Annotated in this window: 21 protein-coding genes and 4 pseudogenes; 12 read left to right on the top strand and 13 right to left on the bottom strand. The window is 65.8% G+C overall.

The window, feature by feature from the left end:
- Positions 1 to 9: 9 nt before the first annotated feature.
- The 4 genes from D103_RS0110110 to D103_RS0110090 form a co-directional block, all read right to left on the bottom strand.
- Positions 10 to 687 (bottom strand): hypothetical protein, encoded by a 678-nt coding sequence (locus tag D103_RS0110110; RefSeq protein WP_018876730.1) that lies wholly within the window; start codon positions 685 to 687, stop codon positions 10 to 12.
- Positions 684 to 1,997 (bottom strand): integrase family protein, encoded by a 1,314-nt coding sequence (locus D103_RS0110105; protein ID WP_018876729.1) that lies wholly within the window; start codon positions 1,995 to 1,997, stop codon positions 684 to 686. Before D103_RS0110105 ends, D103_RS0110110 begins: the two co-directional genes overlap by 4 nt.
- A 513-nt stretch (positions 1,998 to 2,510) precedes the next feature.
- A complete protein-coding gene (locus D103_RS0110095; protein ID WP_018863440.1) occupies positions 2,511 to 2,771 on the bottom strand; it encodes a helix-turn-helix domain-containing protein in 261 nt (86 codons plus the stop codon).
- Between the two features lies 1 nt (position 2,772).
- Positions 2,773 to 3,054: a type II toxin-antitoxin system mRNA interferase toxin, RelE/StbE family gene (locus D103_RS0110090; RefSeq protein WP_026280343.1), complete on the bottom strand. Its 282-nt coding sequence runs from the start codon at positions 3,052 to 3,054 to the stop codon at positions 2,773 to 2,775.
- Positions 3,055 to 3,419: 365 nt separating this feature from the next.
- Between D103_RS0110090 and D103_RS0110085 the strand changes: the two genes are divergently transcribed.
- The 3 genes from D103_RS0110085 (at position 3,420) to def (ending at position 5,813) form a co-directional block, all read left to right on the top strand.
- The gene (locus D103_RS0110085; RefSeq protein WP_018876727.1) at positions 3,420 to 4,019 is read left to right on the top strand and encodes a type IV toxin-antitoxin system AbiEi family antitoxin domain-containing protein; all 600 of its coding nucleotides are present in this window, start codon (positions 3,420 to 3,422) and stop codon (positions 4,017 to 4,019) included.
- Between the two features lie 280 nt (positions 4,020 to 4,299).
- Positions 4,300 to 5,196, top strand: a complete 897-nt coding sequence (locus D103_RS0110080; protein ID WP_196800209.1) for a nucleotidyl transferase AbiEii/AbiGii toxin family protein — start codon at positions 4,300 to 4,302, stop codon at positions 5,194 to 5,196.
- A gap of 65 nt (positions 5,197 to 5,261) precedes the next feature.
- Positions 5,262 to 5,813: a peptide deformylase gene (gene def, locus D103_RS0110075; RefSeq protein ID WP_026280342.1), complete on the top strand. Its 552-nt coding sequence runs from the start codon at positions 5,262 to 5,264 to the stop codon at positions 5,811 to 5,813.
- Positions 5,814 to 5,914: 101 nt separating this feature from the next.
- Here def and D103_RS0110070 read toward each other — a convergent pair whose 3' ends face one another.
- Together D103_RS0110070 and D103_RS0110065 are read right to left on the bottom strand one after the other, a co-directional pair.
- Positions 5,915 to 6,178: a Txe/YoeB family addiction module toxin gene (locus D103_RS0110070; RefSeq protein ID WP_018876724.1), complete on the bottom strand. Its 264-nt coding sequence runs from the start codon at positions 6,176 to 6,178 to the stop codon at positions 5,915 to 5,917.
- The gene (locus D103_RS0110065; protein ID WP_018866580.1) at positions 6,171 to 6,431 is read right to left on the bottom strand and encodes a type II toxin-antitoxin system Phd/YefM family antitoxin; all 261 of its coding nucleotides are present in this window, start codon (positions 6,429 to 6,431) and stop codon (positions 6,171 to 6,173) included. Before D103_RS0110065 ends, D103_RS0110070 begins: the two co-directional genes overlap by 8 nt.
- A 176-nt stretch (positions 6,432 to 6,607) precedes the next feature.
- Between D103_RS0110065 and D103_RS14070 the strand changes: the two are divergent.
- Positions 6,608 to 6,700 (top strand): annotated as a pseudogene (locus tag D103_RS14070) (peptide deformylase); the annotation flags it as partial.
- A gap of 3 nt (positions 6,701 to 6,703) precedes the next feature.
- Here the strand turns inward: D103_RS14070 and D103_RS0110055 are convergent.
- The 4 genes and pseudogenes from D103_RS0110055 to D103_RS0110040 form a co-directional block, all read right to left on the bottom strand.
- A complete protein-coding gene (locus D103_RS0110055; RefSeq protein WP_018876723.1) occupies positions 6,704 to 7,123 on the bottom strand; it encodes an SRPBCC family protein in 420 nt (139 codons plus the stop codon).
- A gap of 417 nt (positions 7,124 to 7,540) precedes the next feature.
- A pseudogene (locus tag D103_RS0110050) lies at positions 7,541 to 7,771 on the bottom strand (hypothetical protein); the annotation flags it as partial.
- Positions 7,772 to 7,987: 216 nt separating this feature from the next.
- Positions 7,988 to 8,119, bottom strand: a pseudogene (locus D103_RS13505) (transposase); the annotation flags it as partial.
- An 84-nt stretch (positions 8,120 to 8,203) separates the two neighbouring features.
- The gene (locus D103_RS0110040) at positions 8,204 to 8,434 is read right to left on the bottom strand and encodes a hypothetical protein (protein ID WP_018876720.1); all 231 of its coding nucleotides are present in this window, start codon (positions 8,432 to 8,434) and stop codon (positions 8,204 to 8,206) included.
- A gap of 603 nt (positions 8,435 to 9,037) precedes the next feature.
- Here D103_RS0110040 and D103_RS13500 point away from each other — a divergent pair.
- From D103_RS13500 to D103_RS13490, 3 genes and pseudogenes are all read left to right on the top strand, one after another.
- On the top strand, positions 9,038 to 10,738 hold the full coding sequence (locus tag D103_RS13500; RefSeq protein ID WP_018876719.1) for a ThiF family adenylyltransferase: 1,701 nt from the start codon (positions 9,038 to 9,040) through the stop codon (positions 10,736 to 10,738).
- Positions 10,731 to 11,225 (top strand): Mov34/MPN/PAD-1 family protein, encoded by a 495-nt coding sequence (locus D103_RS13565; RefSeq protein ID WP_081618401.1) that lies wholly within the window; start codon positions 10,731 to 10,733, stop codon positions 11,223 to 11,225. Before D103_RS13500 ends, D103_RS13565 begins: the two co-directional genes overlap by 8 nt.
- Positions 11,226 to 11,540: 315 nt before the next feature.
- Positions 11,541 to 13,244: pseudogene (locus tag D103_RS13490) on the top strand (DUF3427 domain-containing protein); the annotation flags it as partial.
- Positions 13,245 to 13,264: 20 nt separating this feature from the next.
- Here the strand turns inward: D103_RS13490 and galE are convergent.
- Both galE and D103_RS0110020 read right to left on the bottom strand, forming a co-directional pair.
- The gene (gene galE / locus D103_RS0110025; RefSeq protein WP_018876716.1) at positions 13,265 to 14,245 is read right to left on the bottom strand and encodes a UDP-glucose 4-epimerase GalE; all 981 of its coding nucleotides are present in this window, start codon (positions 14,243 to 14,245) and stop codon (positions 13,265 to 13,267) included.
- Positions 14,246 to 14,287: 42 nt separating this feature from the next.
- On the bottom strand, positions 14,288 to 15,064 hold the full coding sequence (locus D103_RS0110020; protein WP_018876715.1) for a YdcF family protein: 777 nt from the start codon (positions 15,062 to 15,064) through the stop codon (positions 14,288 to 14,290).
- Between the two features lie 252 nt (positions 15,065 to 15,316).
- Between D103_RS0110020 and D103_RS0110015 the strand changes: the two genes are divergently transcribed.
- The 5 genes from D103_RS0110015 (at position 15,317) to prsT (ending at position 23,818) form a co-directional block, all read left to right on the top strand.
- Positions 15,317 to 15,952 carry an XrtA/PEP-CTERM system exopolysaccharide export protein gene (locus D103_RS0110015; RefSeq protein WP_018866590.1) on the top strand — a complete coding sequence of 212 codons (636 nt, stop codon included), beginning with the start codon at positions 15,317 to 15,319 and terminating at the stop codon, positions 15,950 to 15,952.
- Positions 15,953 to 16,110: 158 nt separating this feature from the next.
- A complete protein-coding gene (locus D103_RS0110010) occupies positions 16,111 to 17,505 on the top strand; it encodes a TIGR03013 family XrtA/PEP-CTERM system glycosyltransferase (RefSeq protein ID WP_018876714.1) in 1,395 nt (464 codons plus the stop codon).
- A gap of 7 nt (positions 17,506 to 17,512) precedes the next feature.
- Positions 17,513 to 19,564 carry an XrtA/PEP-CTERM system histidine kinase PrsK gene (gene prsK / locus D103_RS0110005; RefSeq protein ID WP_018876713.1) on the top strand — a complete coding sequence of 684 codons (2,052 nt, stop codon included), beginning with the start codon at positions 17,513 to 17,515 and terminating at the stop codon, positions 19,562 to 19,564.
- Positions 19,565 to 19,625: 61 nt separating this feature from the next.
- Entirely contained in the window at positions 19,626 to 20,963 is a 1,338-nt protein-coding gene (gene prsR / locus D103_RS0110000; RefSeq protein ID WP_018876712.1) for a PEP-CTERM-box response regulator transcription factor, read from the top strand.
- An 8-nt stretch (positions 20,964 to 20,971) separates the two neighbouring features.
- The gene (prsT, locus tag D103_RS0109995; RefSeq protein WP_018876711.1) at positions 20,972 to 23,818 is read left to right on the top strand and encodes an XrtA/PEP-CTERM system TPR-repeat protein PrsT; all 2,847 of its coding nucleotides are present in this window, start codon (positions 20,972 to 20,974) and stop codon (positions 23,816 to 23,818) included.
- Positions 23,819 to 24,717: 899 nt separating this feature from the next.
- Here the strand turns inward: prsT and D103_RS0109990 are convergent.
- Complete coding sequence (locus tag D103_RS0109990) at positions 24,718 to 25,686, bottom strand: PEP-CTERM sorting domain-containing protein (RefSeq protein WP_018876710.1); 969 nt, start codon at positions 25,684 to 25,686, stop codon at positions 24,718 to 24,720.
- Positions 25,687 to 26,044: the final 358 nt, after the last annotated feature.

Genomic DNA, 26,044 nt, shown 5'->3' with positions numbered 1-26,044 from the left:
GGGTGGGTGTCAGTCGTCCGGCTTGGGGGTGCTGTGCGGTTCTGGCGCGCGGTTGTCCCTGACCCACGTTGCGGAGACGTGTAGCGGCTTCAGTCCGCCAACGCTGGCACCTTCAGGGGTCGGAGCAAAAAGGGCCGCCATCTCCGGGTCCGGCGCAGGATTGTCTTTGTCCGCGAGCATTTCGGGGTCCGCCAGTTCGGCGGCGATCTGCTCGTAAACCGTCCGCCATGGCCCCGCGTTCAACCCAGTCTTCAGACCAGCCTTCGTGAGCGCCTCGAAGCGCCGTTGGATCAGGGGCATGTAACCCAGTTGACGGTTCTTGGTTTGATTCCAGCCCTTTGGCCGCTCCACTCCAAAGGATTCCCCAAGGGTTCGTGCCTCTGCCTCGGTGTAACGCCCCCATGCCTGCTTGAAGCCACCGGCAATCCACTCGGGTAGCGGAACCCGCACACTCGCCGCCGTCTCGATGGCTTCGAGCAGTGCCGCACTTTCCCCGCCCTCAAAGCGTTGGCGCATCTCCTCGAACCCGCGAAGCACGTCCGGCCAATACTTGCGATAGAACTCCGCAGCATCCGCCTTGTTCTCTGGGAGCAAACCGCGCAGCCAGCACAGCGCCTCCAGGTCATCACCCACCACTTCGAGAAGCTCAGCCGGTGTGACGTACTCGGGGAGATTGCGCTCGTTCATTTCGCCACCCGTAGCCGTTCCCCGGTGCCGTACTCGGGCTGCCCCATTCCGGCCTGCTCCAGCATCCAGCCCTCAATGCGCACATGCCACTGCCGCAGCAGGTCCAGGGGGCGGCGGCGGTAATACTTCTCCGCGATGGCGCTCGGCTTGTGCCCCTGAATCTGCGCCACGATCCCCACCGGGCACTCCACCCACTCGGACAGGGTGCCGAAGCTGCGGCGTAGCCCGTGCAGTGTCACCGGGGGCAGTCCGGCGGCCTCTACGGCGCGGGTGTGCACTCGCGTCTGCGCTCCGATGCGCCCCGACTCACTTTGTGGACTGGAGAACACCCAGCCATTGCGCCGGGGCAGCCCCGCCAGCAGGGCCGCCACGTAGGGGGTGAGGGGGATGGTGCGCTCCCCCTCGGCCTTGTCGCGGATGGTGAGGGCGCGCCATTGGAAATCCACGTCATCCCACCGCAAGGTGGCCAGTTCCCCCGACCGTGCCCCGGTGAGCAGTAGCGTTTGCAGGTAGGCGGATGCCACCGGGTTGGTGATCCGTCGCACCGCCTCGAACCAGGGGGCCAACTGCTCGCGCTGGAGCACGTCATCCCTCGGCTTCTGCCTTGGCACCTTGCGCCGCACCGCACCGGTCAGCAGCGCGCTAGTGTCCGCCAGCCCTCGATAGTCGGGATGCTCGGCGGCCCAGTTCAGGAACGTGCGCAGCAGCCGGAAGGCACGGGCCGCCACGGCGGGGCGCTTCGCGCTCTCGGTTTCCATCCACCGGGCCAGCCTCTCGGCGGTGAGATCCCGCAGCCGCTCCCCTCGCAGGCTGTACAACGCACCCGCGGTGGTGGGCTGGCGGCTCCGGCGGCGGGGTAGCCCCGGTGCCGTCATGGCGCGGTCATGGTCGTGCCGGTGCGCCTCGCTCCACTCCCCCGACCGTTCGGCCACGTAGTCCGTCCAGGCATCTCCCAGTGTCACCGTGGCCCGGGTGCGTTCCGCCCTTGCGGCCTCCGCCTCGGCGGCCTTGGCCTTCGCGTCATCCTCGGGGTGCACCCCCTGCCGCACCAGCTCCGCCAGCCGCCGGGCCTCGGTTCGGGCATCTTCAACGGTCTCGAAGTGCCCCACCGGGCCGATGGTGACGCGCAGGGAGCGCCCGTGTAGGCGGGATTGGAAAATGTACGCCTTCGCACCGGCTTTGGTGACGCGCAGCCCCAGGCCGGGCGCCTCCGAGTCCCACAAGAAGGCTTGGCGGCGTTCAGGGGGGCAGGTGAACGCCTTCAGCCGTTCACGGGTAAGCCGGACGCGAGTAGCATTGCTGGTAGCCATTGGAACCTCCGCACAGGTTCGGTGGTGAGCAGCCCCGCCGGTGTTGGCGCACCGGTGGGGCTTTTTCGTTTTGCCCCCCTGCCCGATTTTCACGGGAAATTTTCGGGAAGGGGTCTGCTGGAGCGAGGGGGTGGGTGTGGGCTTGCTCCGTGAGCCCGCCCCCCGCCAGGGCCGCCCCCGGGGGGTCATGTAAGCGCCGTGTAAGCACTGTGTAAGCAGATTCGGGCAATTCGGGTTGATTATCCCGCGTTAGCTTTGCGGTTGCAACGCAGGTAAAACACTGAAATATAGCGTTTTGACTAATTCCGGTTAACGCAGGAAACGGTATCAGCGAGGGATTGAAAATCCCCGTGTCGGCGGTTCGATTCCGTCCCCGGCCACCATTATCTTTCCCGTAGCACCATCCTCCCCATCAATAAGCGTTGGCCGTGTCTGCGTATGGGCCGCCCGAGCTGCGTCGCGTCTGCGACCTGGTGCCCTGCTGACTTTGCGTGTTCCCGAATGGCTTGATGGCTATGCGGCCGATTCATGCTCGACATCCCAGCCCGGGAATACGAGTACGGCGGGGTGGCAGCGCAATGCCCTTGCCAGGACCTTGGCACGATCAACACCGAGACGTACACGGTCATTCTCGATGGCCGAAATGGTCGACTGGGGGATCCCGGAGGCATTCGCCAGATCGTTCTGGCTCATTTCCTGAAGCTCACGCAGGATCCGGACCGATTCGCCAACCGAAACCTCAACCCTCTTCTTAGCCTTGCGATAATCACTCATGTCACGCCCTCCCGTAATCGTGGGGAGTTACCTTCTCGACTTCAACGAGCACCTTGTCTTTCTCCACCCGGTAAATGACGCGGTACTGGATATTCAGTCGAGACGATCGGAAGCCTTTCCACTTGCCGGACAAGGCTTCGTCGTTGAAGCCCCGAATATGCCGCAACCCCTGCGGACCGGAGATGGTGACGATGTCCTTCCACTTCTCGTACCGCTTCTGAACTTCTGGAGGGGCGGCCGCCAGGCTCTTTTCTACCCTCTTGTGTTCAAAGATCTCCCACATACCAAATAGAGTATGCATACTGAATATGGTATATCAAGGTCGGGCTCCTGACGCGGGCGCCGAGTACGGCTAGGCGGCAGCCAGAAAGATGGGTGTCTTCCTCATCGCACAGCCGATAACCCCATCTGGGCAACGTCCTGTTTCAGCGTTCCTCTCCGGCAGGTATCCCCGTACCAACGTCAGCCTCGGCTTCGTGGCACCATCCTTCCCATGAGCGTCCGCCGTATCCTGCCCGTGGATACCGTGATCTGCGTCGTATCTGCGACGCCGCACCGTATCCGTCGCTCGCGGTCGTGGACAATCAGGGTGTTTCTTTTTGTCGGTAGTGATTGACTTCTACCGGCATAACGGAACAGCATGCCGGCATGGGCAATAGCGCAGAAGCCATCCTCGATCTCGCGCGCAAACGCGGACTGATCCGGTCGCGCGACCTGGAACCACTGGGCCTGCCAAGAGTTGCGCTGACGCGTCTCGTCCGTCAGGGCATGCTCGCGCGGGTTGCGCGCGGCCTCTATGCGCTGCCGGACCGTCCTGTCTCGGAACACACCGCGCTGGCCGAGACCGCGCGCAAGCATCCGCGAGCGGTGGTGTGCCTGCTCTCGGCATTGCGTTTCCATAATCTCACCACCCAGTCGCCATTCGAGGTCTGGCTTGCCATCCCCAACAAGGCCCGCGCTCCCCGGATCGACTACCCGGCCCTGCGTATTGTCCGCTTTTCCGATCCTCTTCTTGCCGAAGGCGTCGAGGAATACTTGATCGAAGGGGTTCCGGTGCGCGTCACCGGTATTGCCAGGACGGTCGCGGACTGTTTCAAGTACCGCAACAAGATTGGCCTGGATGTCGCTCTGGAGGCCCTGCGCGAGGCCTGGAGTGAGAAGCGGGTGCGCATGGACGAACTCTGGCAGTTTGCCAGGCTGTGCCGGGTCGGCAATGTCATGCGCCCTTATCTGGAGAGCCTGACGTGAGTCCCAAAAACCCCGCTGCCTCGGTGCGTGCCCGACTGCTCGAAAACGCCCGAAACCACAAGCAGGACTACAACCTCGTACCAGGGAAACCCTGGTCCATGTACACGCTCGCGCTCGAGTCGCTTTTGCGTGCGAACAAGGCGCGGCGACTGCCGTGCAGTCATTCTGCACAAGGGAGCCGCAACGCCGTTCCCGCGCAAAAGCGGCCGAGCCCCTCGGGGTTGGCACCCCAGGTTCCCCGATCCTGCATTACGCCGCTTGCGGGTAGAGCCACTACCGGCTGCGCACCGCGCCTTGTCTCGGAAAACCTGGGACACCAACGCGAGCGTGTACATGGATCAGGGTTTCCCTAACCCGCTATGCCCTTGAACGGTTCCTTTATCGCCTGAGCACCTCCTCCCATGCAGACCAGTTCCTTCTCAAGGGCGCCTTGCTGTTCGATCTGTGGTTCGACATCCCGCACCGACCGACGCGTGATGCCGACCTCCTGGGCCTTGGGTCAGCCGAGCTGCCACATCTTGAGGCTGTGTTTCGGGATGTCTGTTCGGTGGAGCAGGACGATGGAATCCGTTTTCAGGCCGACTCGGTACGCGCGGAGGCGATTCGCAAGGAGGCCAGCTACTCCGGTGTGCGGATCACGTTGATAGGGCTGTTGGACGGTGCGCGCTGTCACACGCAGATCGACGTGGGTTTTGGCGATGCCGTGACACCAGGCCCCGACGCCATCGAGTTCCCGGTGATCTTGCCCGACATGCCTGCCCCCAGGCTTCGCGCCTATCCCCGCTCGACCGTTGTCGCCGAAAAGCTGGAGGCCCTGGTGTCGCTTGGCATCGCCAACAGTCGTATGAAGGATTACTTCGATCTCTGGGTCTTGTCGCGTTATGCCGATTTCGAAGGCGAAATTCTGTACCAGGCCATTCACGCGACATTCGAACGCCGCATGACACCGCTGCCGGAAGGTACCCCGTTCGGCCTGAGCGACGACTTCGCACAGGACCGATCGAAGCAGATCCAGTGGCAGGCATTCCTGAAGAAAAACACCCTGGCACACCTCCCGCTTTCCGATGTAGTAACGGATCTGCGAGCGTTCCTGTCGCGTCCGCTGCGCGCGATCAAACAACGTGCGGTGTTTCGGGAAACCTGGCATGCCGGGCATGGCTGGACGCCTTCCAGCTAACACGCGATTCCATCGCGCATCTCCCGCAGCAGCGGAAGATGCGGCGCCGTGGCACCATCGTTTCCATGAGCATTCGCCGTATTCTGCGCATGGGGCACCCCGATCTGCGTCGCGTCTGCGACCCGGTACCCGACTCGGACTTTGACAGCCCTGGGCTGCACGCCCTGGTGGACGACCTCGTCGATACCATGCACGCCAGCGAAGGCCTCGGCCTGGCTGCTGCCCAGATCGGCGTTCCGCTACGCGTAGCCGTGATCGAGATCCAGCCGGGCAATACCCGTTACCCCGGAGCCGTGCCGACCGGCCGCTTGGTCCTCGTCAACCCGACCGTGACCGTGCTGGACCCAACCCCGCAACGCTACTGGGAAGGCTGCCTGTCCGTACCCGGGCTGCGCGGGGAGGTTGCCCGGCCGCGCCACATCGCCGTGGACTACTACGAGCCCGACGGCACGCCCCGCCACCTGGAACCCGAAGGGTTCCTCGCCACCGTCTTCCAGCACGAGATCGACCACCTCGATGGCACCCTGTTCATCGACCGCGTCACCGACACCACCCGCCTCGCCTTCCTCGACGAATACCGCGAGTTCCACGCGGCACCCTCGTCAAAGCCCACGTAAGCCCGCCCCTGCTGGCCATCCGAATGGGCCCGACTTCCTCCGGCTACTAGGACGGTACCGTCGATCGCCGATACAGGATGCGTCGGTAGTCGCCCTCGCACTTAATAGTGATATCGGCAGGAGATGATCGTGATAGACGAATCCTCCACCGCATACACAAGTCGATTGGTGTCATCAATCCGACGCGACCAGAAACCCGCCAGGTTCACCTTGAGGGCTTCCGGCTTGCCAATGCCTTCAAATGGAGACCGCCTCACGTCTTCTATCAACTTGTTGATCCGCTTCAGGGTCTTCTTGTCCTGACGTTGCCAGTAGAGGTAGTCAGTCCATGCTTCGTCGGTCCAGCAAAGCAACCGACTACTCATCCCCACCTACCAACGCACGCTCGGTCGCCTTTCCTGCCTTGTATTGCGTAATGGACCTGTTGAGGTGCTCTGCATTGGCAGGGGAACGCAAAAGATGCACCGTTTCCATCAGGCTGTTGTAGTGATCAAGTGACATGACCACTGCATCCTCCGAATCACGGCGCGTAATCACCGTGGTGTCGGCATCGTTGACCACCCCATCCAGTACGGCCTTGAGACCGTTGCGAGCCTCGGTGAATGAAACAATCTTCATGGCGCCTCCTGTACCTTGACTTGTACAAGTATAGGCCGGCCGGCCCACATGTACAACCAACTGTGCAGGTTGTGCTATCGCGTCGCCGAGTGAAATACCGGTTACCTGACAGCCACTCGCCTGACGCTGGTGGACCCCGTGTTCACCGCGCGGGGCGCGAGCCTGCTGCCTCGGGCCACCTCGACGGTACCCTGTTCATCGATCGCGTCACCGAAACTACCCGCCTCGCCTTCCTCGATGAATACCGCGAGTTCCACGCGCAGGCGTAGGGATCACGCCCCGTGGAGGCGCGGCCATGCGTTGCGCACCACCTCCGCCCCCAGCGCATCCAGCAGCGGGTGGGCCGCCAGGCCGAGCAGGCCATCGGTCAGGGGATTCTCGTCGCCGCAGCGCACGGCCAGTTCCAGATGCGTACCGCGCGCGCTCGGCGTCAGCCGGTAACAGCCCTCGCAGGACAACCCGGCCAGCGCGCGCCAGCCGAGCAGGCGCGGCGGGACCGCGACCAGCACCTCCACGTCGAACGTCAGCGGCACCCCGGCCACCCGCACTCGCCAGCGGTAGCGCTCGGGCCCGACGCAGGTGATGGACTCGATGGCCTCGCTGTAGGCGGCGAACGCCTCCACCCGGGCCATCAACTCGAACACCGCCTCCGGAGCAGCGTCGATTTCCATCTCGTGGTGGATCACCGACATCGCCCGCCGCTCGAGGTTGCAGGGTCGCCGCCGGCAGGCCCGGAGGCCCAGGCCCGATCAGTCGTGCACGATGATGCGGGAGCCCGAGGCGTCGATATCCACGCGCGAGCTGGAGTAGGCACAGGCCTTCGCGATGTCCTAAAGGGAAACACTGACCCATGTACACGCTCGCGCTCGAGTCGCTTTTGCGTGCGAACAAGGCGCGGTGACTGCCGTGCAGTCATTCTGCACAAGGGAGCCGCAACGCCGTGCGCACACAAAAGCGGCCGAGCCCCTTCGGGGTTGGCACCCCAGGTTCCCCGATCCTGCGTTGCACCGCTTGCGGGTAGAACCACTACCCGCTGCACGCCGCGCCTTGCCTCGGAAAACCTGGGGTACCAACGCGAGTGTGTACATGGGTCAGTGTTTCCCTGGTCCGGGCATGTCATTAAGCTCCGCCAGACGATGCAGCAGGCTGTCGCCTTCGCAGTCGTGCGGCACGCCGTTCTCGTCCAGCGTGCAGCCGAACTCGCCCTCGTTCACCGACCAGTCCATGTCGGCCGGCATCTTCAGCACCACCGGCTCCTCGTGCATCACCTGGAACTTCGCCCGCATGGCGTTCTTGCCATCCTGCCAGTCGAGCACCGGCATGTTGTCTACGCTGCGCATGGTGTGCCTCCTTCGCGATTCCGCGAGGTTGCAACGGATTCCGCCGGGCCGTTCCCTGCCCCTTACCCTGGACGCTAGACCCCGTCCTTGCAGCGGTCAAAGGTTACCCCGGTGGCGTTGGGGAAGGGGCTGTGCGGCCGCTCATCAACGGCATGCTGGAATACTTCAGGCACGCCTATCGCGGGGCAAAAGGCAAGGTCTGACCCCGGTGGCTCGCCGCGGGCAGCGGAAGCCGTCCGGCCATCGGGCCCGCTCCAGCGCCGCCTCGCACTGGGCCTCGGTGCCGTACTGGGCGATGAATGCCGGCAACGACATCCCCGGCTGAAACTGAATCCGATTCTGCGCCATAAGGCCACTCTCCGCTCACTGTGTAGCCTCAACGTACGCCCGGGGGTGGCTCACCCAGTGAGCCTGGCTGACTCTCGTCGCTAATCAGGTGTCATTAAGCTCCGCAAGACGATGCAGCAGGCTGCTGCCTTCGCAGTCACGCGGCATGCCGCTGTCGTCCAGCGTGCAGCCGAACTCCCCCTCGTTCACCGACCAGTCCATGCCCGCCGGCATCTTCAGGACCACCGGCTCCTCGTGCATCACCTGGAACTTCGCCCGCATGGCGTTCTTGCCGTCCTGCCAGTCGAGCACCGGCATGTTTTCTACGCTGCGCATGGTATGCCTCCTTCGCGATTCCGCGGGGTTGCGACGGATTTCGCCGGACCGTTTTCGGCCCCTGTCCTTTGACGCTAGACCCCGTTCCCGAGGCGGTCAAAGGTGACCCCGGAAGCGATGGGGAAGGGGTCGTGTCGCCCATCACCGATCGCATGGTGGAATGCTTCAGCAGGTGGGACACCGCAGTGCACAAGGCAGGGTGTTTGCCCCGAACCTCCCAATCATTTCGAGGCCTCAAATGCCCCCTTTAAGGACTTGAATCGGTCCCGAAACTGGGTAAAGCCGTTTCAAATCCGTTCGTTATCGTGGTCCGGCCCCGTGATCTTCATCGGCAACTCCCGAGACCCCTCTTGAAAACCCCATATATATGCCGCTAACCGATCCCGCTGCACTATATGTAGTTATCCCACACTTGTTGCTAGGCTATTTGCGCGGTATGCTGGCCATGGTCGAGCGAAAATGGAAAAGGAGCAGCACCATGTCCAAACCCGACGACAAACCCGAGAAGCCCGAGCGCCCGGACGTTCCGCCGGGCCCTCCCGAAAAGACGCCGGGAGAACCGTCCGAGCCGCCGCGCCCACCGAAGCATCGCCCCGTGGGCTAATGACCGCGTGGTTCCAGGAGTTCCCGGAGCGGTACGAAAAAGAGCTTCGTCTGCTCCGCGAGGCAGGCTTTGAGTTCGAGGTTGACCAACCCGAACTCGAAGCCGGATCCCTCATACTGTATGTGCAGTATCCAGACGGTGAGCGATCCCACCTGCTCACCGTCACGTTCCCCGCGGAGTACCCCTACTTCCCGTTCGGAATCACCGCGCCGACTTTTCCCTCTGGGCGCCATCTTCACCCGTACGGGAACGATCTGTGCCTATTGGCCGACCTGCAAAATGCGTGGATCAGTTCGGAGGATACGCTCGCTGGATTCCTCCAAGAGAAGGTACCCGCGATCCTCGAAACGCATTTAGACGATGAGCGCGGACCCGAACTCGAAGGGCATGAGGCTCTTCGCTCTTCTTGGTATCTCGATTATCCGTCGGGCACCAAAGTCCTGGTCGGCGCCTGGGAGATCCCCCCCGATATTGACCGAGGCACCCTTACGATAGCCCTCGATCCGGGCTTTGATCCGAACGGCCGCTTACGCGGGGCCGTGACGGAGGTTTTCGACAGCAACGGCGCCCGGATCGCGGAGCTGGACGCCGGAAACTGGAGCGAGCTCTACTCGAGACCGTCGACGAAAAAGCTTCGAGCTCGGTGGGTGCGCCTCCCCACTCCGCCAAAAAAAGTGGGCACGGCCATTCTGGACGAGGCTAAGGCCATTTGGCCTAGCTTGGCGACACCGAAATACAAAGGCGGCCCAGATGTTGTCGGCCTGCTGTTTCCCGAGGAGCGTGATTATCGGGGCGACTGGATGGATACATGGGCCTTTGCTGTGCGCAAGAAGGTCGCCCATCAAGGCCGCGCGGGCATCAGCCACTCCCCCGCATGGGCGGAAGTCCTCTCTCGGGACGCCCTTCAAGCCCGGGTCCCTCGGGTTTCGCCGCTTGCCGGCAAGCGCGTCCTAGTCGCTGGGCTAGGCGCCCTTGGCGCCCCGCTGGCACTACAACTTGGGCGGGCAGGGCTCGGACAACTGGTCTGTGTCGACCGAGACTTTGTTCAAGTTGGCAACTTGGTACGCTGGATTGGTGGTATCGAATTAGTAGGACTCCCCAAATCCGAGGCGGTTGCACGACTTCTTCGGGCGCAGTTCCCCTACCTTGGTGTCCGTGTAGGGCACTTTTCGATTGGTGCGATCGGCATCAACTCGAAACAGCTTCTGGAGCAATTGCTCGAAGACGTCGACCTCATCGTTGATACAACGGCGGAGTGGGCCGTAAACCACTACCTCTCGGATGTCGCTCGCTCGCGCGGGCTCCCGTACGTATGGGCCACCGCCACACCGGGCGGCTGGGGCGGCACGGTGGGCCGCGTCGCTCCGGGGCACACCCCGGGGTGCTGGAACTGTTTTCAGCGCCACATGTACGATGACCGCATCAAACGCCCGCCCCAAGAAAAAGGCGCCGATGTCCAGCCTCCTGGTTGCTTCCACCCCACCTTCACCGGCACGGGTTTCGATATGGATCACGTATCGCTGATGGCTACCCGCCTGGTGGCTTCCACACTATGTGCCGATGCCGCCGGGGGCTACCCGGATTTCGACTGGAATGCCGCCGTACTTTCCCTGTGGGACGAACTGAGCGGGGCTCCTATTGCGCCCACATGGAAGACGATCCGCCTTGAGCGGCACCCCGATTGCCCCCACCATGAGTGAACCACCAACAGTTTGGATCGCGGAGCCCGCGTCGCGGTTGCTCCACGAAGTGGCCGAGGCACAGTACCCTTTAGAGACAGGCGGTTCGCTCTTGGGCTATGCCGTTGGCGATGACTTCGTCGTTATGGACATCGTTGGCCCCGGCCCGGGGGCCACGCATCAACGCTACCGCTTTTCCCCGGATGCCGACTTCCAGCAGGAAGCCATCAACGTACGGTTTTTCGCCACACAGGGGCGCGAAACCTACTTGGGCGATTGGCACACTCACCCCGACGGTCAGGCGCAGATGAGCTGGCTGGACCGCAGGACACTGTCCCGGATCGCCCGGAAAACCCCGGATATGCGCTGGGAGCCACTGATGCTACTTCTCGCCGGCCGTCCTTACGGGTGGAGCCCAGCGGCTTTCCTCCATGCGAAAAGCGGCTGGCCATTCGGATTGCACTCGGCGCAGCGCGACATGACAATCAGGTATTTCACGCCACACTGAGAGCGGTGTGAGGTCCCCCTTCAGGGGGGGCGTCCTCACTACCCCGGAGCACCCGACCCAGGCAGGATGGGGAGGCACTGTCGAATCGGTAGACAACGCAGCCGAGCGTTGCGTGTTCGGCACTCTCGTCGAGGATCACCGGACCATGCCCGGCCCTTCCCCTTTGACGCTAGACGCCGCCCCTGCAGCGGTCAAAGGTGACCCCGGTGGTGACAGGGAAGGATTCGTGCGGTCTATCACCGCTCGCATGGTGATAATGCTTCACACGGTGGGACACCGCAGGGCAAAAGGCAAGGTTTGACCCCGGGGTTGCGCTTCGGCCAACGTTACACCCATGAGATCCGCCTGCCGGATGCGATCGAGCGTCGCCTGTTGGTGCCGTTCCATTACTTTGGCGTGGCCGACCATGAGTCCGTGGATCTGAGCCGGGTGAGTTGGCAGCGCGGGCGCTATGACGCCGAAGAACTGGAAGGGGTGTTCACTGGCAACCGGGCGCGCGCCGATTGGGTCCTGCAGCAGGCCCATGAACACGCCACGGATCTAGGCTCGGTCAGGGGCTTGGGTTTCTGCATCAGCTGCGACCATGCCCGATTCATGGCCGAGCATTTCTCGGCCAAGCAGGTGCCCAGCGCGGTGCTGACTGGCGAAAGCCCGGATCACGAGCGGCTTTCGGTACAGCGCGACCTGCGCGAGGGGCGCATCCGCTTCATCTTTACAGTGGACCTCTACAACGAAGGCGTGGACCTGCCGGAGGTGGACACCGTCTTGCTGCTGCGCCCGACCGAGAGCCTGACGGTCTACCTACAGCAGATGGGCCGCGGCCTGCGCTTGCACGAGGGCAAGCCGCACCTGACCGTGCTGGATTTCGTCGCGCCACAGGATCGGCGTTTTCGTTATGCCGCTCGGTTCCGGGCCCTGAGCGCGCGGCCGGAGAAGCGGGTGGATCACCAGATCCAGGAAGGCTTCCCCTGGTTACCCAGCGGCTGCCTGATCCACCTCGACCGCTTGGCCACCCAGCACGTGCTCGACAACATCCGTTCGCAGATCAACCGCCAGCGACCGCAGATCGTGCGCGAGCTGAAGGACTGTTTCCGGGAGGACATCGACTCCGCCAGCCTGTCCAAGATGCTCGACTGCCTGCATATGGATGATGCGGAAGACCTGCTGCGCAAGGACCTGCCCTCCCGGCTGCGCGCGGACTGCGGAGGCGAGTCGACCGAAGCGCTGGGACCCTATGTCAGCAGCCTCAAACGTGGGCTGCAGCGCTTAGCGCGGTGTGACGATCACCAGTTGCTGGAAACCCTGCAGACCCATCTGGCGCAGCCGGCCGCGAACGTGGAGCAGCTTGCCGAAGAAGATCGGCTCCGGCTGGCACTCGTCCACAGCACCCTATGGGGCAAGACGCGGCCGGGGGACGGGGACCTATCCGCCGTGGATGCCTTCGTCCGCGAACAGCGCCCCCTGTACCGGGACATCCAGGAAGTCGCCGCCTGGCGACACGAGTGTATCGTCCCCGCCAGCGGCATCACCTTCCCAGAGCAGACGGGGCCGCTGGAACTGCACGCGTCCTACACCCGCGAGCAGATCCTTCTGGCGCTGGGACTTGGCAGCCTGGAGAAGCCGATCACCCAGCAGGAGGGTGTGCGGCACGTACCGGAGCGGCGGGTCGATGCGTTGTTCGTCACCCTGGAGAAATCCGAGCAGGAGTTCTCCCCCACCACCATGTACGAGGACTACGCCCTCAACGAGCGTCGGTTCCACTGGCAGTCACAGTCCGGCACCTCCCCCACCTCGGAAACCGGGCAGCGCTACATCCACCACGAGGCACGTGGCTACACCCCCATGCTGTTCATTCGGCGGGCTAAGCGTGATGCGACGGGCCTCAGCGAGCCATTCACCTTCTGCGGCCCGGTGCGTTACCAGCACCACGAGGGCAGCAAGCCGATGAGCATCATCTGGGAGCTGGAGTACGAACTGCCCGCCCGGCTCCTGCACCTCGCCCGCCGCACGGTCCTGTAACGCGGCTGGGGAAACGCGGATCAGGCGGTCTGTAGCGCGGTCTTCTGTTCCCAGGCGAGGGCGTGGCGGACGATCTGGTCGAGGTCGGCGTATTGCGGTTCCCAGGCGAGGGTCTTGCGGATGCGGCGGGCGTCGGCCATCAGGGCGGGCGGGTCGCCTTCGCGGCGCGGGCCGAGGGTGACGGGGAAATCCACACCGCTGGCGCGTTTCACGGCGTCGATCACCTCGAGCACGCTGTAGGCGTGACCGTAGCCGCAGTTGAGCACCTGAGAGTCGCCGCCGCCGTCGAGGTGTTCCAGGGCGCGGACGTGGGCGGCGGCCAGGTCTTCCACGTGGATGTAGTCGCGTTCGCAGGTGCCGTCGCGGGTGTCGTAGTCGGTGCCGAATACGGTGATGCCGTCGCGCTGGCCGGTCGCGGCCTGGCAGGCGACCTTGATCAGGTGGGTGGCGTCGGGCGTGGCCTGCCCCAGGTGGCCGTCGGGAGCGGCGCCGGCCACGTTGAAGTAGCGCAGGCTGACGTAGCGCAGGTCCGAGGCGGCGCCCAGGTCCATCAGCATGCGCTCGGACATCATCTTGGAGGCGCCGTAGGGGTTGATCGGCTGCAGCGGTGCGTCTTCCGCAACCGAGACGGTGTCGGGGATGCCGTAGACCGCGGCGGTGGAGGAAAACACGAAATGGCGCACGCCGGTGTCGGCACAGGCCTGTAGCAGGTTGAGGGTGTTGCGGGTGTTGTTGCCGTAATACTTGAGCGGGTCGGCAACCGACTCGGGCACGACGATATGCGCGGCGAAGTGGAGCACGCCGTCGAAGCCGCGTTCGAGGGTGTCGCGCAGACCTTCGGTATCGGCCAGGTCGCCGACGACCAGCTCGGCATCCCCCACAGCCCAGGCGTGGCCGGTGCTGAGGTTGTCGTACACGGTGACCTTGTGCCCCGCCCTGCGCAGGTGCTGCAGGACATGGCTGCCGATATAGCCGGCCCCGCCCGTTACCAGCAGTTTCATCCATTGCCCCCGGTCGCTGTGGGTTGGGGCTGGCGGGGCGCGTCAGGGGCCGGATGGTGCCGGGTGACGGCCGTATTGCCAGCGATACCACAGAATACCGAGGTACTCGTGCATGGCGAGCCAGCTCGTGCGCATGGCGTTAGCCTGGGGTTTGAAGGCGCCTAACGACAGCCGCGTGTCATGCGCGACGAACGCCCCGGTTGGCGCCGGGATGGGCTCCAGCCCGGCGCGTTCGAACGCGGCCGTGGCGCGCGGCAGGTGGTGGGCATGGGTGACCAGCAGCACGCGTTGCAGGCCGTGTTCCTGCAGCAGCGCGGCCGAGTGGCGGGCATTGCCTTGCGTGTCGCGCGCCTGAGGTTCCTGCCACACCGGCGATACCCCGAACTCCTCCAGCACCTCGGCCATCCAGCGGGCCTCCGGTTCCCGATCGTCCGGGCCGCCGCCGGTGGCGACCACCGGCAGGCCGGTGCGCCGGTGCAGGGCCGCGGCATAGCGCAGGCGCACCAGGGCCAGGTCGTTCACCGTCTCGCCGGAGAACTCGACGGCACCGCTGCGGTAGCCGGCGCCCAGCACGACGATCGCCTCGGCGCGTTCCAGCGCCGCCGCGTCGGGGGGTGACCACGGCGCCTGCAACGGGGCCATCAGGGCGTGGCTGACGGGCGGGAGGCTGAAGGCGTAGGTCAGCAGGAGCCCGGTGATCAGCAGCGCCTTGCCCGCGAGGGTGCGCATCAGCAGCAGGCCCGCCAGGGCCAGCAGCAGCGGCCCGCTGGGCGGGAGCAGCAGCCAGTCGGCCAGAAAACGCAGCGACAGAAAATCCACGGGGCATCCTTGTTGGCGGTAGCAGGACGGCCCGGCGGCGCCGTAACACGAACGTTAGTCAGGAGCCGCCGGGAATGAAGGCCTTACGTGGACTCTGTTCACAACCGGGGCCTAACATCAAGTTGCTTGTGGAATCCGGTATTCCCGGTAAGCGTAGCCAGGTATCGCGGCCTTCGGGGTGCGGTGCGGGCCCGGTTCCCGGTCGGGTGAAGCCTCCAAACAACCGCCAGAAATGTCCAAGGGGGAGTCGCGATGTCCCTGATCCATGCTTCAAAGGTCGGGCCGAAGTTCGGGTTCGCCTTCCTGCTGCCGGCCCTGATCCTGGGTGGCTGCGCCACGACCGATTTTCCGGATGCCCCGACCTCCATCGAGCGCACGGTGATCGAGCAGTACATCATCGGTCCCGGGGACTCCCTGCAGGTGTCTGTGCGTGGCAATCCGGATCTCTCCACCGGCGTATCCGTACGCCCGGACGGGCAGATCACCACCCCGCTGGTCGAGGATGTCCAGGCCAGCGGCCAGACGCCCACCGAACTGGCGCGGGCGATGGAGGAGGAGCTCTCCCGGTTCCTGCGCGATCCGATCGTCACGGTGATGGTGACCGGCTTCGCCGGGCCCTACAGCCGCCAGATCCGGGTGATCGGGCAGGCTGCGGAGCCGCAGGCGCTGCAGTACCGCGAGGAGATGAGCGTGATGGACGTGATGATCGCGGTGGGCGGTATCACCGACTTCGCGGCCGGCAATCGCGCGGTGATCGTGCGCAACGAGGACGGCGAGCGCAAGCAGTACCGGGTGCGCCTGGACGACCTGGTGAACGGCGGCGACATCTCGGCCAACGTGGACATGCTGCCCGGCGACACGCTGATCATTCCGGAACGACGCTTCTGACGAGCCCGGGGCGCGACGGGCGGGTTCCGGGCGCGCGGCGCTGAGGCGCCGCCGGGGAGCCGTCGCCGCCACGCTGCGGGATCGGGGACGGTAGACATGGACCCCCTGACAAGGACGCACAACCCCGCTGCGCAAGCGCCTCGGCGAGAGGGCTAGTTGTGCGCATCTTCGGTCACTACATACGCCGCCGCGTGCTGATGCTCGCGGCCGCCGAACTGCTGGTGGCGTATCTGTGCCTGTACCTGGTGCTGACCTTGCCACCCTTTCAGCCGGAGGCCCTCAGCCTGCTGGACCCGGAGCTGGTGGCGGCGACGCTGGTCGTCCTGCTGGTGCTCACCCTGGCGGGCCTGTACGAGTCGGACTATCTGGCCACCCGCAGCACGCTGCGCTCCCTGTTGCGCCTGGTGCCGGCGCTGCTGTTCGTGGGCGGGCTGCTGCTCCTGTATGGGGCCCTGGTGCCGGCGGCGCTCTTTTCGCCAACGGCGGTCGGCGGCGGCGTGCTGCTGTTGCTGACCGGGCTGGTTGCCGAGCGCACCCTCTGGTGCAATTTCTCCGACGCCGACGCCTTCAAGCGCCGCATCCTGGTGCTGGGTACCGGCAGCCGGGCCCGCGCGATCGAGACGGTCCACGCGGACAAGGCCCCGGACGACCTGCCGTTCCGGGTGCTGGGCTACATCGCCACCGAGGGCGAGAAGGACTGCGCGCAGGATCCGGCGCGCCAGTTACAGCTGGGCTGCGATGCGAGTCTGCTGGAGATGGCGCGCGAGTTTCGGGCCCACGAGATCGTGGTCGCCATCCGCGACCGACGGGGCAACCTGCCCGTCCGGCAGCTGCTCGAGTGCAAGCTGAACGGGGTGGCTGTCACCGATGTGTCCAGTTTCTTCGAGCGTGAACAGCAGCGGGTGCAACTGGACTCGCTGAACGCCAGCTGGCTGATCTTCGGCGAGGGGTTCCGCCAGCACTGGTCCCGCAACGCCATCAAGCGGACCTTCGACGTGCTGGCCAGTTCGACGCTGCTGCTGGCCACCCTGCCGGTGATGCTGGTCACCGCCCTGGCCATCAAGCTGGAAAGCCGCGGCCCGGTGTTCTACTGGCAGACGCGCGTGGGGCTGGGGAATGTGCCATTCGAGGTCTGCAAGTTCCGCAGCATGCGCGAAGACGCCGAAGTCGATGGCGTGGCGCGCTGGGCGGTGCGCGACGACGACCGCGTGACCCGCGTGGGGCGCATTATCCGCAAGCTGCGTATCGACGAGCTGCCGCAGGTGATCAACGTGTTCCAGGGCAGCATGTCGTTCGTCGGGCCGCGCCCGGAGCGGCCCGTGTTCGTCGAGCAACTGACCGAGCAGATTCCCTATTTCCCGGCGCGCCACTCGATCCGCCCCGGCATTACCGGCTGGGCGCAGGTGCGCTACCCCTACGGGGCCTCGGTCGAGGACGCGCGGCAGAAGCTGCAGTACGACCTTTACTACGTGAAGAATCACACCCTGTTCCTGGATGTCCTGATCCTGATCGAGACGGTCAAGGTCGTCCTGTTCGGCCGCGGCGCGCGCTGATCCCGTAATGACCAGTGTTCCCCTGGCCGCGATCGGCTACCTGACAGCGGCACTGGCGTTCCTGGTGCTGGCGGTGGTGACGCTGGTGCGCTGGCGCAACCGGCCCTCGGGCCTGTGGGTGGTCCTGGCCGCGTTGCTGTCGGTGGGCTGGGCGGGCTACCTCGGTTTTCTCGCCTGGCAGTACGGGACCAGCGCGGCGATCTCCGGCGGCGTGATGGAGGTGGCGCGCAATGCCGGCTGGTTCGCACTCCTGCTGGCGTTGCTCGCGGGCAGTGGAAGCCGCCCGGGGGTCGATCCGCGCGCCCTGCGCTGGTGGGCCAGTGGTGTTGCGGCCTTTCTGCTGTTCATCCTGGTGCCGATGCTGTGGCCGCAGTTGCTGGGCGCGATCTGGCCGGGGCTGGCCACATTGCTGATGGCGATCGCCGGGCTGGTGCTGGTGGAGCAGGTTTACCGCAACACGCCGCCGCAGAATCGCTGGGAGATCAAGTTCCTGTGCCTGGGCCTGGGCGGCCTGTTCGCCTTCGACCTGTTCCTGTTCGCGGACCTGGTGCTGTTCCAGACCATCGACAGCCCGTCCTGGCAGGCCCGCGGGTTCGTGAATGCGCTGGTGGTCCCGCTACTGGCAATTTCGGTGAGCCGGCGCCTGCCGCAGCGCGAGGGGCCCACGGTTTCGCGCCACCTGCTGTTTCACACCGCGTCGCTGATCGGGGCCGGGCTGTACCTGCTGGCGGTCGGCGGCGCGGGCTACTACCTGCGCCACCACGGGGGCGACCTGGGTGCCCTGCTGCAGGTGACCCTCCTGTTCGGGGCGGTGCTGCTGCTGGCGGTGGTGCTCTTCTCCGGCAGCGTCCGCGCCCAGCTGCGGGTATGGCTGGCCAAGCACTTCTTCAACTACCGCTACGACTACCGCCAGGAATGGCTGCGCTTTACCGGAACCCTCGCGCAGACCGATGACGAGACCCCGTTCCGGCAGCGGGCGATCCAGGCCATCGGCGAGCTGGTCGAGAGCCCCGGTGGCCTGCTCTGGGTCCATCGCGACGACGGCCGCTTTGCCCTCGACGGCGTGCTGAACCTGGGCGAGCCGGAGTACCCGGCGCTGGAACCGGACGATCCCCTGGTGGCATTCCTGATGCGCTCCGGCTGGGTGATCGACATCGACGAGTTTCGCCGCGATCCGGCGTTCTATCACGGGCTGGAGCTGCCGGCCTGGCTGGTGGACAACCCGCGCCACTGGGCCGTGGTGCCGCTGCTGAAAAGCGATGGCCTGGAGGGGTTTGTCGTGCTGGCCCAGCCGCGGGCGCGGCATCGCATCGACTGGGAGGAGCGCGATCTGCTGAAGACCGCGGGTCGCCAGCTCGCGGTGTACGTGGCGCTGGTCCAGACCGACGAGGCCCTGCTGGAGGCACGCCAGTTCGAGACCTTCCATCGACTGGCGGCGTTCCTGGTCCACGACCTCAAGAACGTCTCCGCCCAGTTGTCCCTGATCAGCGCCAACGCCGAGCGCCACCGCGACAATCCCGAGTTCGTGGCGGATGCCTTCCGCACCGTGGGCCATGCCCGCGAGCGCCTGGAGCGCACCCTGGCCCAGCTGCGCAAGGCCCAGCCGGGGGCCGACAGCCCGCGTCAGGCGATCGAGGTGGACGCCCTGCTGGAGGAGGTCGCGCACGACAGCCGCGAGGTTCGGCCGGTGCCCCGGGTCACGGTCGAGGCCAGCGCCGGAGTCCTCGGAAACCGCGACGCACTGCGGAATGTGCTGCTGCACCTGGTGCGGAATGCACAGGAGGCCACGCCGGATAACGGCGATATAACCATGACCCTGAAAACCCGGGATCAATGGGCCATCATCGAAATCGAGGACAACGGGGCGGGCATGGACGAGGACTTCGTCCGGCGGCGGCTCTTCCGCCCCTTCCAGACCACCAAGGGAAACGCCGGCATGGGCATTGGCCTGTACGAGGCCCGGGACCTGGTGGTCCGGATGGGTGGGCGGATCGATGTATCCAGCCGCGTTGGCGAGGGGACCGCCTTCACGCTGCGTCTGCCACGGTACGGCACATGAGGCGTCTTCGTGCCGTTCACCATCACGTCCTCGCGGGGCCGGGTGCAAAGTAATGGAGTCGATGCTCAAGCTGCTGATTGTCGAGGATGACGCCGGCCTGCAAAGCCAGTTGCGCTGGTGCCTGGACGGCTACGAGATCCTGCAGGCCCAGGATCGCGCGAGCGCGATGGCGCATATGCGCCGGCACGAGCCCGAGCTGGTCACCCTGGACCTCGGCCTGCCCCCCGACCCGGCCAACGCCACCGAGGGCCTCGCGCTGCTGGAGGAGATCCTGGCGTTCAACCCCGGGGTCAAGGTGATCGTGGTCACCGGCAATGACGATCGCGAGAACGCGCTGAAGGCCGTCGCCCTGGGGGCCTACGATTTCTACATCAAGCCCGTGGATGCCGAGCTCCTGCGCCTGATCGTGGACCGCGCCGCTCGCTTGTACGAACTCGAGGAGGAGAACCGCCGGCTGGCCCGTGGCAGCACCTCTTCGCTGTCCGGAATCATCACCTCGGATCCGCAAATGCTGCAGGTCTGCCGCATGGTGGAGCGCGTGGCGCCCTCCGACGCGACCGTCCTGCTGCTGGGCGACAGCGGGACCGGCAAAGAGGTCCTGGCGCGCGCCGTCCACGACCTCAGCAACCGCGCGAAGGAGCGCTTCGTCGCGATCAACTGCGCCGCGATCCCGGAGAACCTCCTGGAGAGCGAGCTGTTCGGCTACGAGAAGGGCGCCTTCACCGGCGCGACGCGCCAGACCATTGGCAAGATCGAGCATGCCGACAAGGGCACGCTGTTCCTGGACGAGATCGGCGACCTGCCGCAGAGCCTGCAGGCCAAGCTGCTGCGCTTCCTGCAGGAGCGCACGGTCGAGCGCCTCGGCGGGCGCAACGAGATCCCGGTGGATGTCCGCATCATCGGCGCCACCAACCAGGACCTCCAGGCCCTGATCCGGGCGGGCGACTTCCGCGAAGACCTGTTCTATCGCATCAGCGAGATCAGTATCGACATCCCGCCGGTGCGCGAACGCCAGGGGGATGCGACCCTGCTGGCCCACGCCCTGCTGGAGCGCTTCGCGCGCGAGCAGGGCAAGCCGCGCCGCGGTTTTACCGCCGACGCGCTGCGCGCGATCGAGGGCCACCCTTGGCCCGGCAATGTGCGCGAGATGGAAAACCTGATCCGGCGCGCCGTGATCATGGCCGACGGCAACCTGGTGACCGCGGAGGACCTCGGGCTCGAGGACCACGACCAGGAAGCGCCGCCGGAGCGTCTGCGCGAGGCCCGTGACCGGGCCGAATACCAGTCCGTGATCAAGGCGATGGGCCGCTGCAACGGCAACATCGCCCAGGCGGCCGATACCCTCGGCATTACCCGTCCAACGCTCTACGGCCTGCTCGACAAGTACGGGCTCAGATGAGGCACACCATGGTGACTACCCGATACACGAAACAAGCATCCGGCCCGGCCCGGTCCCGTCACAATGGGATACTGCCGGGACGCCTGAAGCCGCTGGCGCTGGCGGTGGTCCTGGCCACCGGCGTGGGCCTGGCGGGCTGTGACCAGATCGGGACGGCCAGCGAACAGGACTACCTCGACCGTGCCCAGGCCCTGCAGGAGCAGGGGGACTACCGGGGCGCCCGCATCGAGTATCGCAACGCCCTGCAACTGAACACCGATGCCCCGGCCACGCGCCGCAGCCTTGGCGTGGTGTATCTGCAGCTGGACAACCCCGAGGAGGCCCGCCGCCAGCTGGAACGGGCGCAGTCGCTCGGTATCCCGGAGGCGCAGGTGGCGCTGCCGCTGGCCGAGGCGTGGTTCGCGACCGACCGCTTCGCGCGGATCCGGGCGCAGTCGGTGCCGGAGGATCTCGCCGCCGAGGAGCGGCCACGGCTGCACGCGCTGCGGGCGGTCGCCTTTGCCGCCGTGGGCGAGCGCGACGCCGCGGAGGCCGAGCTGGCACAGGTCGATGCGGCCGAACAGGCGCCGCTGCAGGCCCTGGCGCATGCTCATCTGGCGATGGCCGAGGGTGATGCCGATCGGGCGATGGCGTCGCTCGAACAGGCGCTCGATCAGGACCCCGAGCTGGCGCATGCCTGGAGCCTGCTGGGTGAATACCGCCGTATTACCGGCGACCCCGAGGGCGCGGAAGAGGCCTTCACCCGGGCCATCGAGGTGCGCCCGGCTTCCGGACGTGACTACATGGCGCGCGCGATGGTGCGCCTGAATGCCGGCGATTATGAAGGGGCGCGGGCGGACGTCGACGGCCTGATGCAGGGTGGCTCGTCGCATCCCGGCGTGCATTACCTGGACGGGATGCTCCTGATGCAGGAGGAACGCTACAGCGACGCGCGCGCGAGTTTCGAACGGGCCGTGGCCGGCAATCGCACCTACAGCCCCGCATTGCTGGGGCTTGGCCTGGCGCATCGCAGCCTGGGCAATCTGGAGCAGGCCGAGCACAACCTGAACCGCCATGTGCAGGAGAGCCCGGGATCGCTGCAGGGCATCCGTACCCTGACCGCGATCTATCTGGAACAGGATCGGGTGGAGGATGCGCTGCGGTTCGTGGACCGGGTCAGCCGCGACTACACCGGCGATTCCGCCGACATGGCGGAGCTGCGCGGGCGCCTGCTGCTGGTGGCCGGTGACTCCGATGCCGGGATCGAGGCCTTGCGCGATGCCGTGGCCGCGAGCCCCGGCTCTCAGGGCCTGCAGGAACTCCTGGCGGTGGCGCTGCTCCGGGGTGGCGAGACCGAGGAAGGCCTGGACGTGATGCGTGCCGCCGGTGGCGGGGAGGTTACGGCGCAACAGGTCGATACCACCATGGTGCTCTACCTGCTGCAGGCGGGTCGCTATGACGAGGCGCTGGAACGCGCCCAGCGCCTGCAGGAGCTGCAGCCGGAGGCCGCCGGCCCGCTGAGTCTCCAGGGCGCCGCCCTGATGGGACTGGGCCGGACCGACGAGGCGCGCGCCGCGTTCCGCGAAGGGGTCGAACGTGACCCGGACGATATCTCCGTGGCGATGAACCTTGCCAGCCTGGAATTGCAGGCCGGCAACCGTGGCGCGGCACGGGAGGTCCTGGAAGCGATTCAGGATCGCCACCCCGGGCATGCCCGCTCCGCGCAGCGCCTGGCCAATCTGAGTCTCCAGGACGGGGACCAGCAGGGCGCCGCCCGCTGGTTTCGGGTGGCGATCGAGTCACAGCCCGAGATGCTGCCACCGCATCTCGCGCTGGCCCAGATCCAGCTCCAGGGCGGCCGCCCCGAGCAGGCACTGGAGACGCTCGAGGCCGCGAGTGAACATCATCCGGACAATCCCGACCTGCTGTATGCGCTGGCCGATGTCCAGCAGACGCTCAATCGGCCCGATGCCGCGGTCGCCAGTCTCGAGGCGGCCGTCGGGCAGGCGCCGGACAATGTGAACCTTCGGCTTGCCCTGGCCCGCGCGCATGCGCAGGCCGGTGACGAGGCCGCCACCGAGGCCACGCTGCGCGAGCTGCTGGAACGCCAACCGGAACATTACCGGGCCCGCGTGCTGCTGGCTCGAGGGCTGGTCAACCAGGAGCGCACGGAGGACGCCCGGCCGCATCTGCAGCGGCTGGAAGAACGCTTCGAGGATCGTAGCGAGGTCCAGGCCCTGCTGGGACGTGCGGCCCTGCAGCGGGATGATCCCGCGGCCGCCGTGCGGCATTACCGGGCCGCGCTGGCGGACCCGGGTGGCCAGCGCCGGGACTGGGTCCATGAACTGGCCCGAGCGCAACGGGAATCCGGCGAGTTCGAGGCCGGCCAGGCCACGCTGGAAGACTGGCTCGACGAGCACCCGCAGGATCTGGCCACCCGGCACATCTATGCGGCGCAGCAAATGGCAACGGGCGACGAGTCGGGCGCCGTGGCCTCGTACCGCCGCATCGTCGAGCAGGATGCGGACGACGTGATTGCCCTCAACAACCTGGCCTGGACCTTGCGTGAACGCGAGACCGAAGAGGCGCTCGGGCACGCGCGCCGGGCCGCCGAACTGGCCCCGGAGGCGCCCCCGGTGCTGGATACGCTGGCCGTGGTGCTGATCCACGCAGGCGAGCCGGCCGAGGCCGCGGATATCCTGGGTCGCGCGCACGAACTGGCTCCGGAGGATCCGGGCATCCAGTACCACCTGGCCTGGGCGGAAAGCGAACAGGGCGAGTCCGCAGCTGCCGCGGAGCGTCTGCAGCAACTGCTGGAGGCGCACGAGGCATTCCCGCAGCGGGCGGACGCCGAGGCCTTGCTCGAGCGCCTGTAAGCCCGAAGACGTCCGACGTTCGAAGGGGCTGCCACAGGCAGCCCCTTTTTTCATGCCTGCCCGCACGCCTGCACGGCGGGGATGACGGTGTGTGGGGGTATGAGGCCGGGAATCTGGATGCCCTGTTCCGCCCCCTGTAGGAGCCTGCTCGCAGGCGAATGCCCCTGCCCGCGTCCGGCTCTGGCAGGAGCTTCGCCTGCAAGCAGGCTCCCACAAGGATGTTTCCACCGCGCACCCCTCTGTCGTCATCCTGGAGACCGCGCAGCGGTTATCCGGGATCTGCCGGGATCTGCCGGGGGCTGGCGCGGCGTCGGTGGCGGGGGTGGGAGATCCCGGCTCTTCGCTTCGCTACGGCCGGGATGGCGGAGTGTGGGGGAGTGCAGCGGTGGGGAATCCGGATGTCCTGATGTGACCCCTTGACCCCTGTGGGAGCCTGCTTGCAGGCGAATGCTCCTGCCCGTGCCCGACTCTGGCAGGGGCTTCGCCTGCAAGCAGGTTCCTACAAGGATGTTTCCACCGCGCACCTCCCTGTTCGTCATCCCGGAAACCGCGTAGCGGGTATCCGGGATCTTCAGGGCTGGCGTGGCGTTGGTGGCAGCGTCGGGAGATCCCGGCTCTTCGCTTTGCTGCGGCTGGGATGACGAGGTGTGGGGGAGCGCTGGACCTGGGGTGACGCGGGTGTGTGGGGGCGTGGTGTCCGGGGCGGATTGACGGGCGTGGGGGAAGGCTCTGACTGGGGTGTAGATGATGGTGGTGCGTGATGGTTGGTATGCCCAGGGCTGGGCGTGGGGTTGCCGTATGGGCCGGGGCCGGGCAGAAAAAAGGGCTCCGCGGAGGGAGCCCTTAACTCGGTGACCCCACAGGGGGGAGTGGGTCACCAAGGCTGTTGGTGGTGCGTGTTATGCGGCCTGGCGGTGGGTGCTGTTGGAGCGGCGGCGCATGCCACCGACCCCGATGAAGCCCGCCAGGATCAGCAGGGACAGGCCCATCAGCGCCAGGGTGCCCGGCTCCGGCACCGCGAAGCGCAGGCTGCCGTCGTGGGTGGACTGGGTCTCGCTGAAGAGGGTCTGCCCTTCGCGCTCGTCGCCGTAGACGTTGTTGGCGTCTTCGCCGAAGAAGGTCACGGGACCCGGTTCCTGGATGGTGCCGGCGCTGGCGAAGGCCGAGACGATGAACGTCGGGGCGCCTTCCTCGTCCTCCAGCAGATCGGCGAAGTCGATGCCGTCGGCGGTGAACCAGAAGCCCGGCAGTACGTTCACGACCTGGAATTCGAAGGTGAAGGTCCCTTCGATGAAAGCGCCGCCCGCGCTGTCGAACTCCAGGATGCTGTTGCCGGACACCAGTGCCAGCTCCATCACCTGTTCGCCAGCGCTGAAGTGGGCCGCCGCGGCTTCATAGTCCTGACCGAATCCGGGGTTCAGGTCGGAGACGAAGAGCTGGAAGTTGTCGGTGCCTACCGAGGTGTAGTTGGCGTTGACCGCGTAGTTGCCGCCGACGGTATCGGTCCCGGTGACCACCCCGCGCAGTTCATCCCAGAGGAGCCCCATGGAGTAGTCCTCACCCAATCGGTCCCCGGTCCGAGGCGCAGCGGTATTGAGCGAGGTGCGGAACCCCGATGCATCGCCGTAGCCGCGGTCATAGAAGACATCGCCGACCTGAACCGGGCTGTCCGGGTCCTGAACGTACTGGAAGGTCTGGGTGTTCAGGTCGAACTGGATGCGGCGAATGTTCTCGACCGAACCGCTGTAGTCCGCGGTGGCGTCGAGGTTGATGTCGAAGTCGATGATCTCTGCCGCTGTCGCCGTGCTCGCGCCGGCGGCGAACATGCCGACAAAGAGCGAAGCGAGAAGTACTTTTTTCGCGTTCATGGGGCTCTCCTGATGCTCAATTTACAGCGATTCAACCATCGCCGGGGTCTGGCCTGGTGGCCGTGTCTGTTGCTTTCGGTTGAATACAAAGCAGGCTCCGTGCCAATTTCCAGGCTCAGGGCGGATGGGTCGCAAGGCATTGAAAAGAAGGGAGAAAATTGGGGGTCAGCTGCTGGGCCATGGACCGCGTGATCGCAGGAGGGTCTTGTGGCCGGGGAACTGTAAAGGGTGTCGACGAGCGGGCCGGCTGGATGAGGCCGTCAGGACGCCCGAAACCGGAGAAACCGGTAAAGAATGTGCAAAAACATAGGGTTGTGCGGATTACTTGGCTTGTAAAGCATCTCGACAGGCCGGTCGC

Origin of the sequence: Thioalkalivibrio sp. ALE31 (assembly GCF_000377405.1) — a bacterium.
In the GTDB taxonomy this organism is placed as follows: domain Bacteria; phylum Pseudomonadota; class Gammaproteobacteria; order Ectothiorhodospirales; family Ectothiorhodospiraceae; genus Thioalkalivibrio.
Note: the sequence above shows the minus strand (reverse complement) of the source record. Positions and strands in the feature narration are given on the sequence as shown.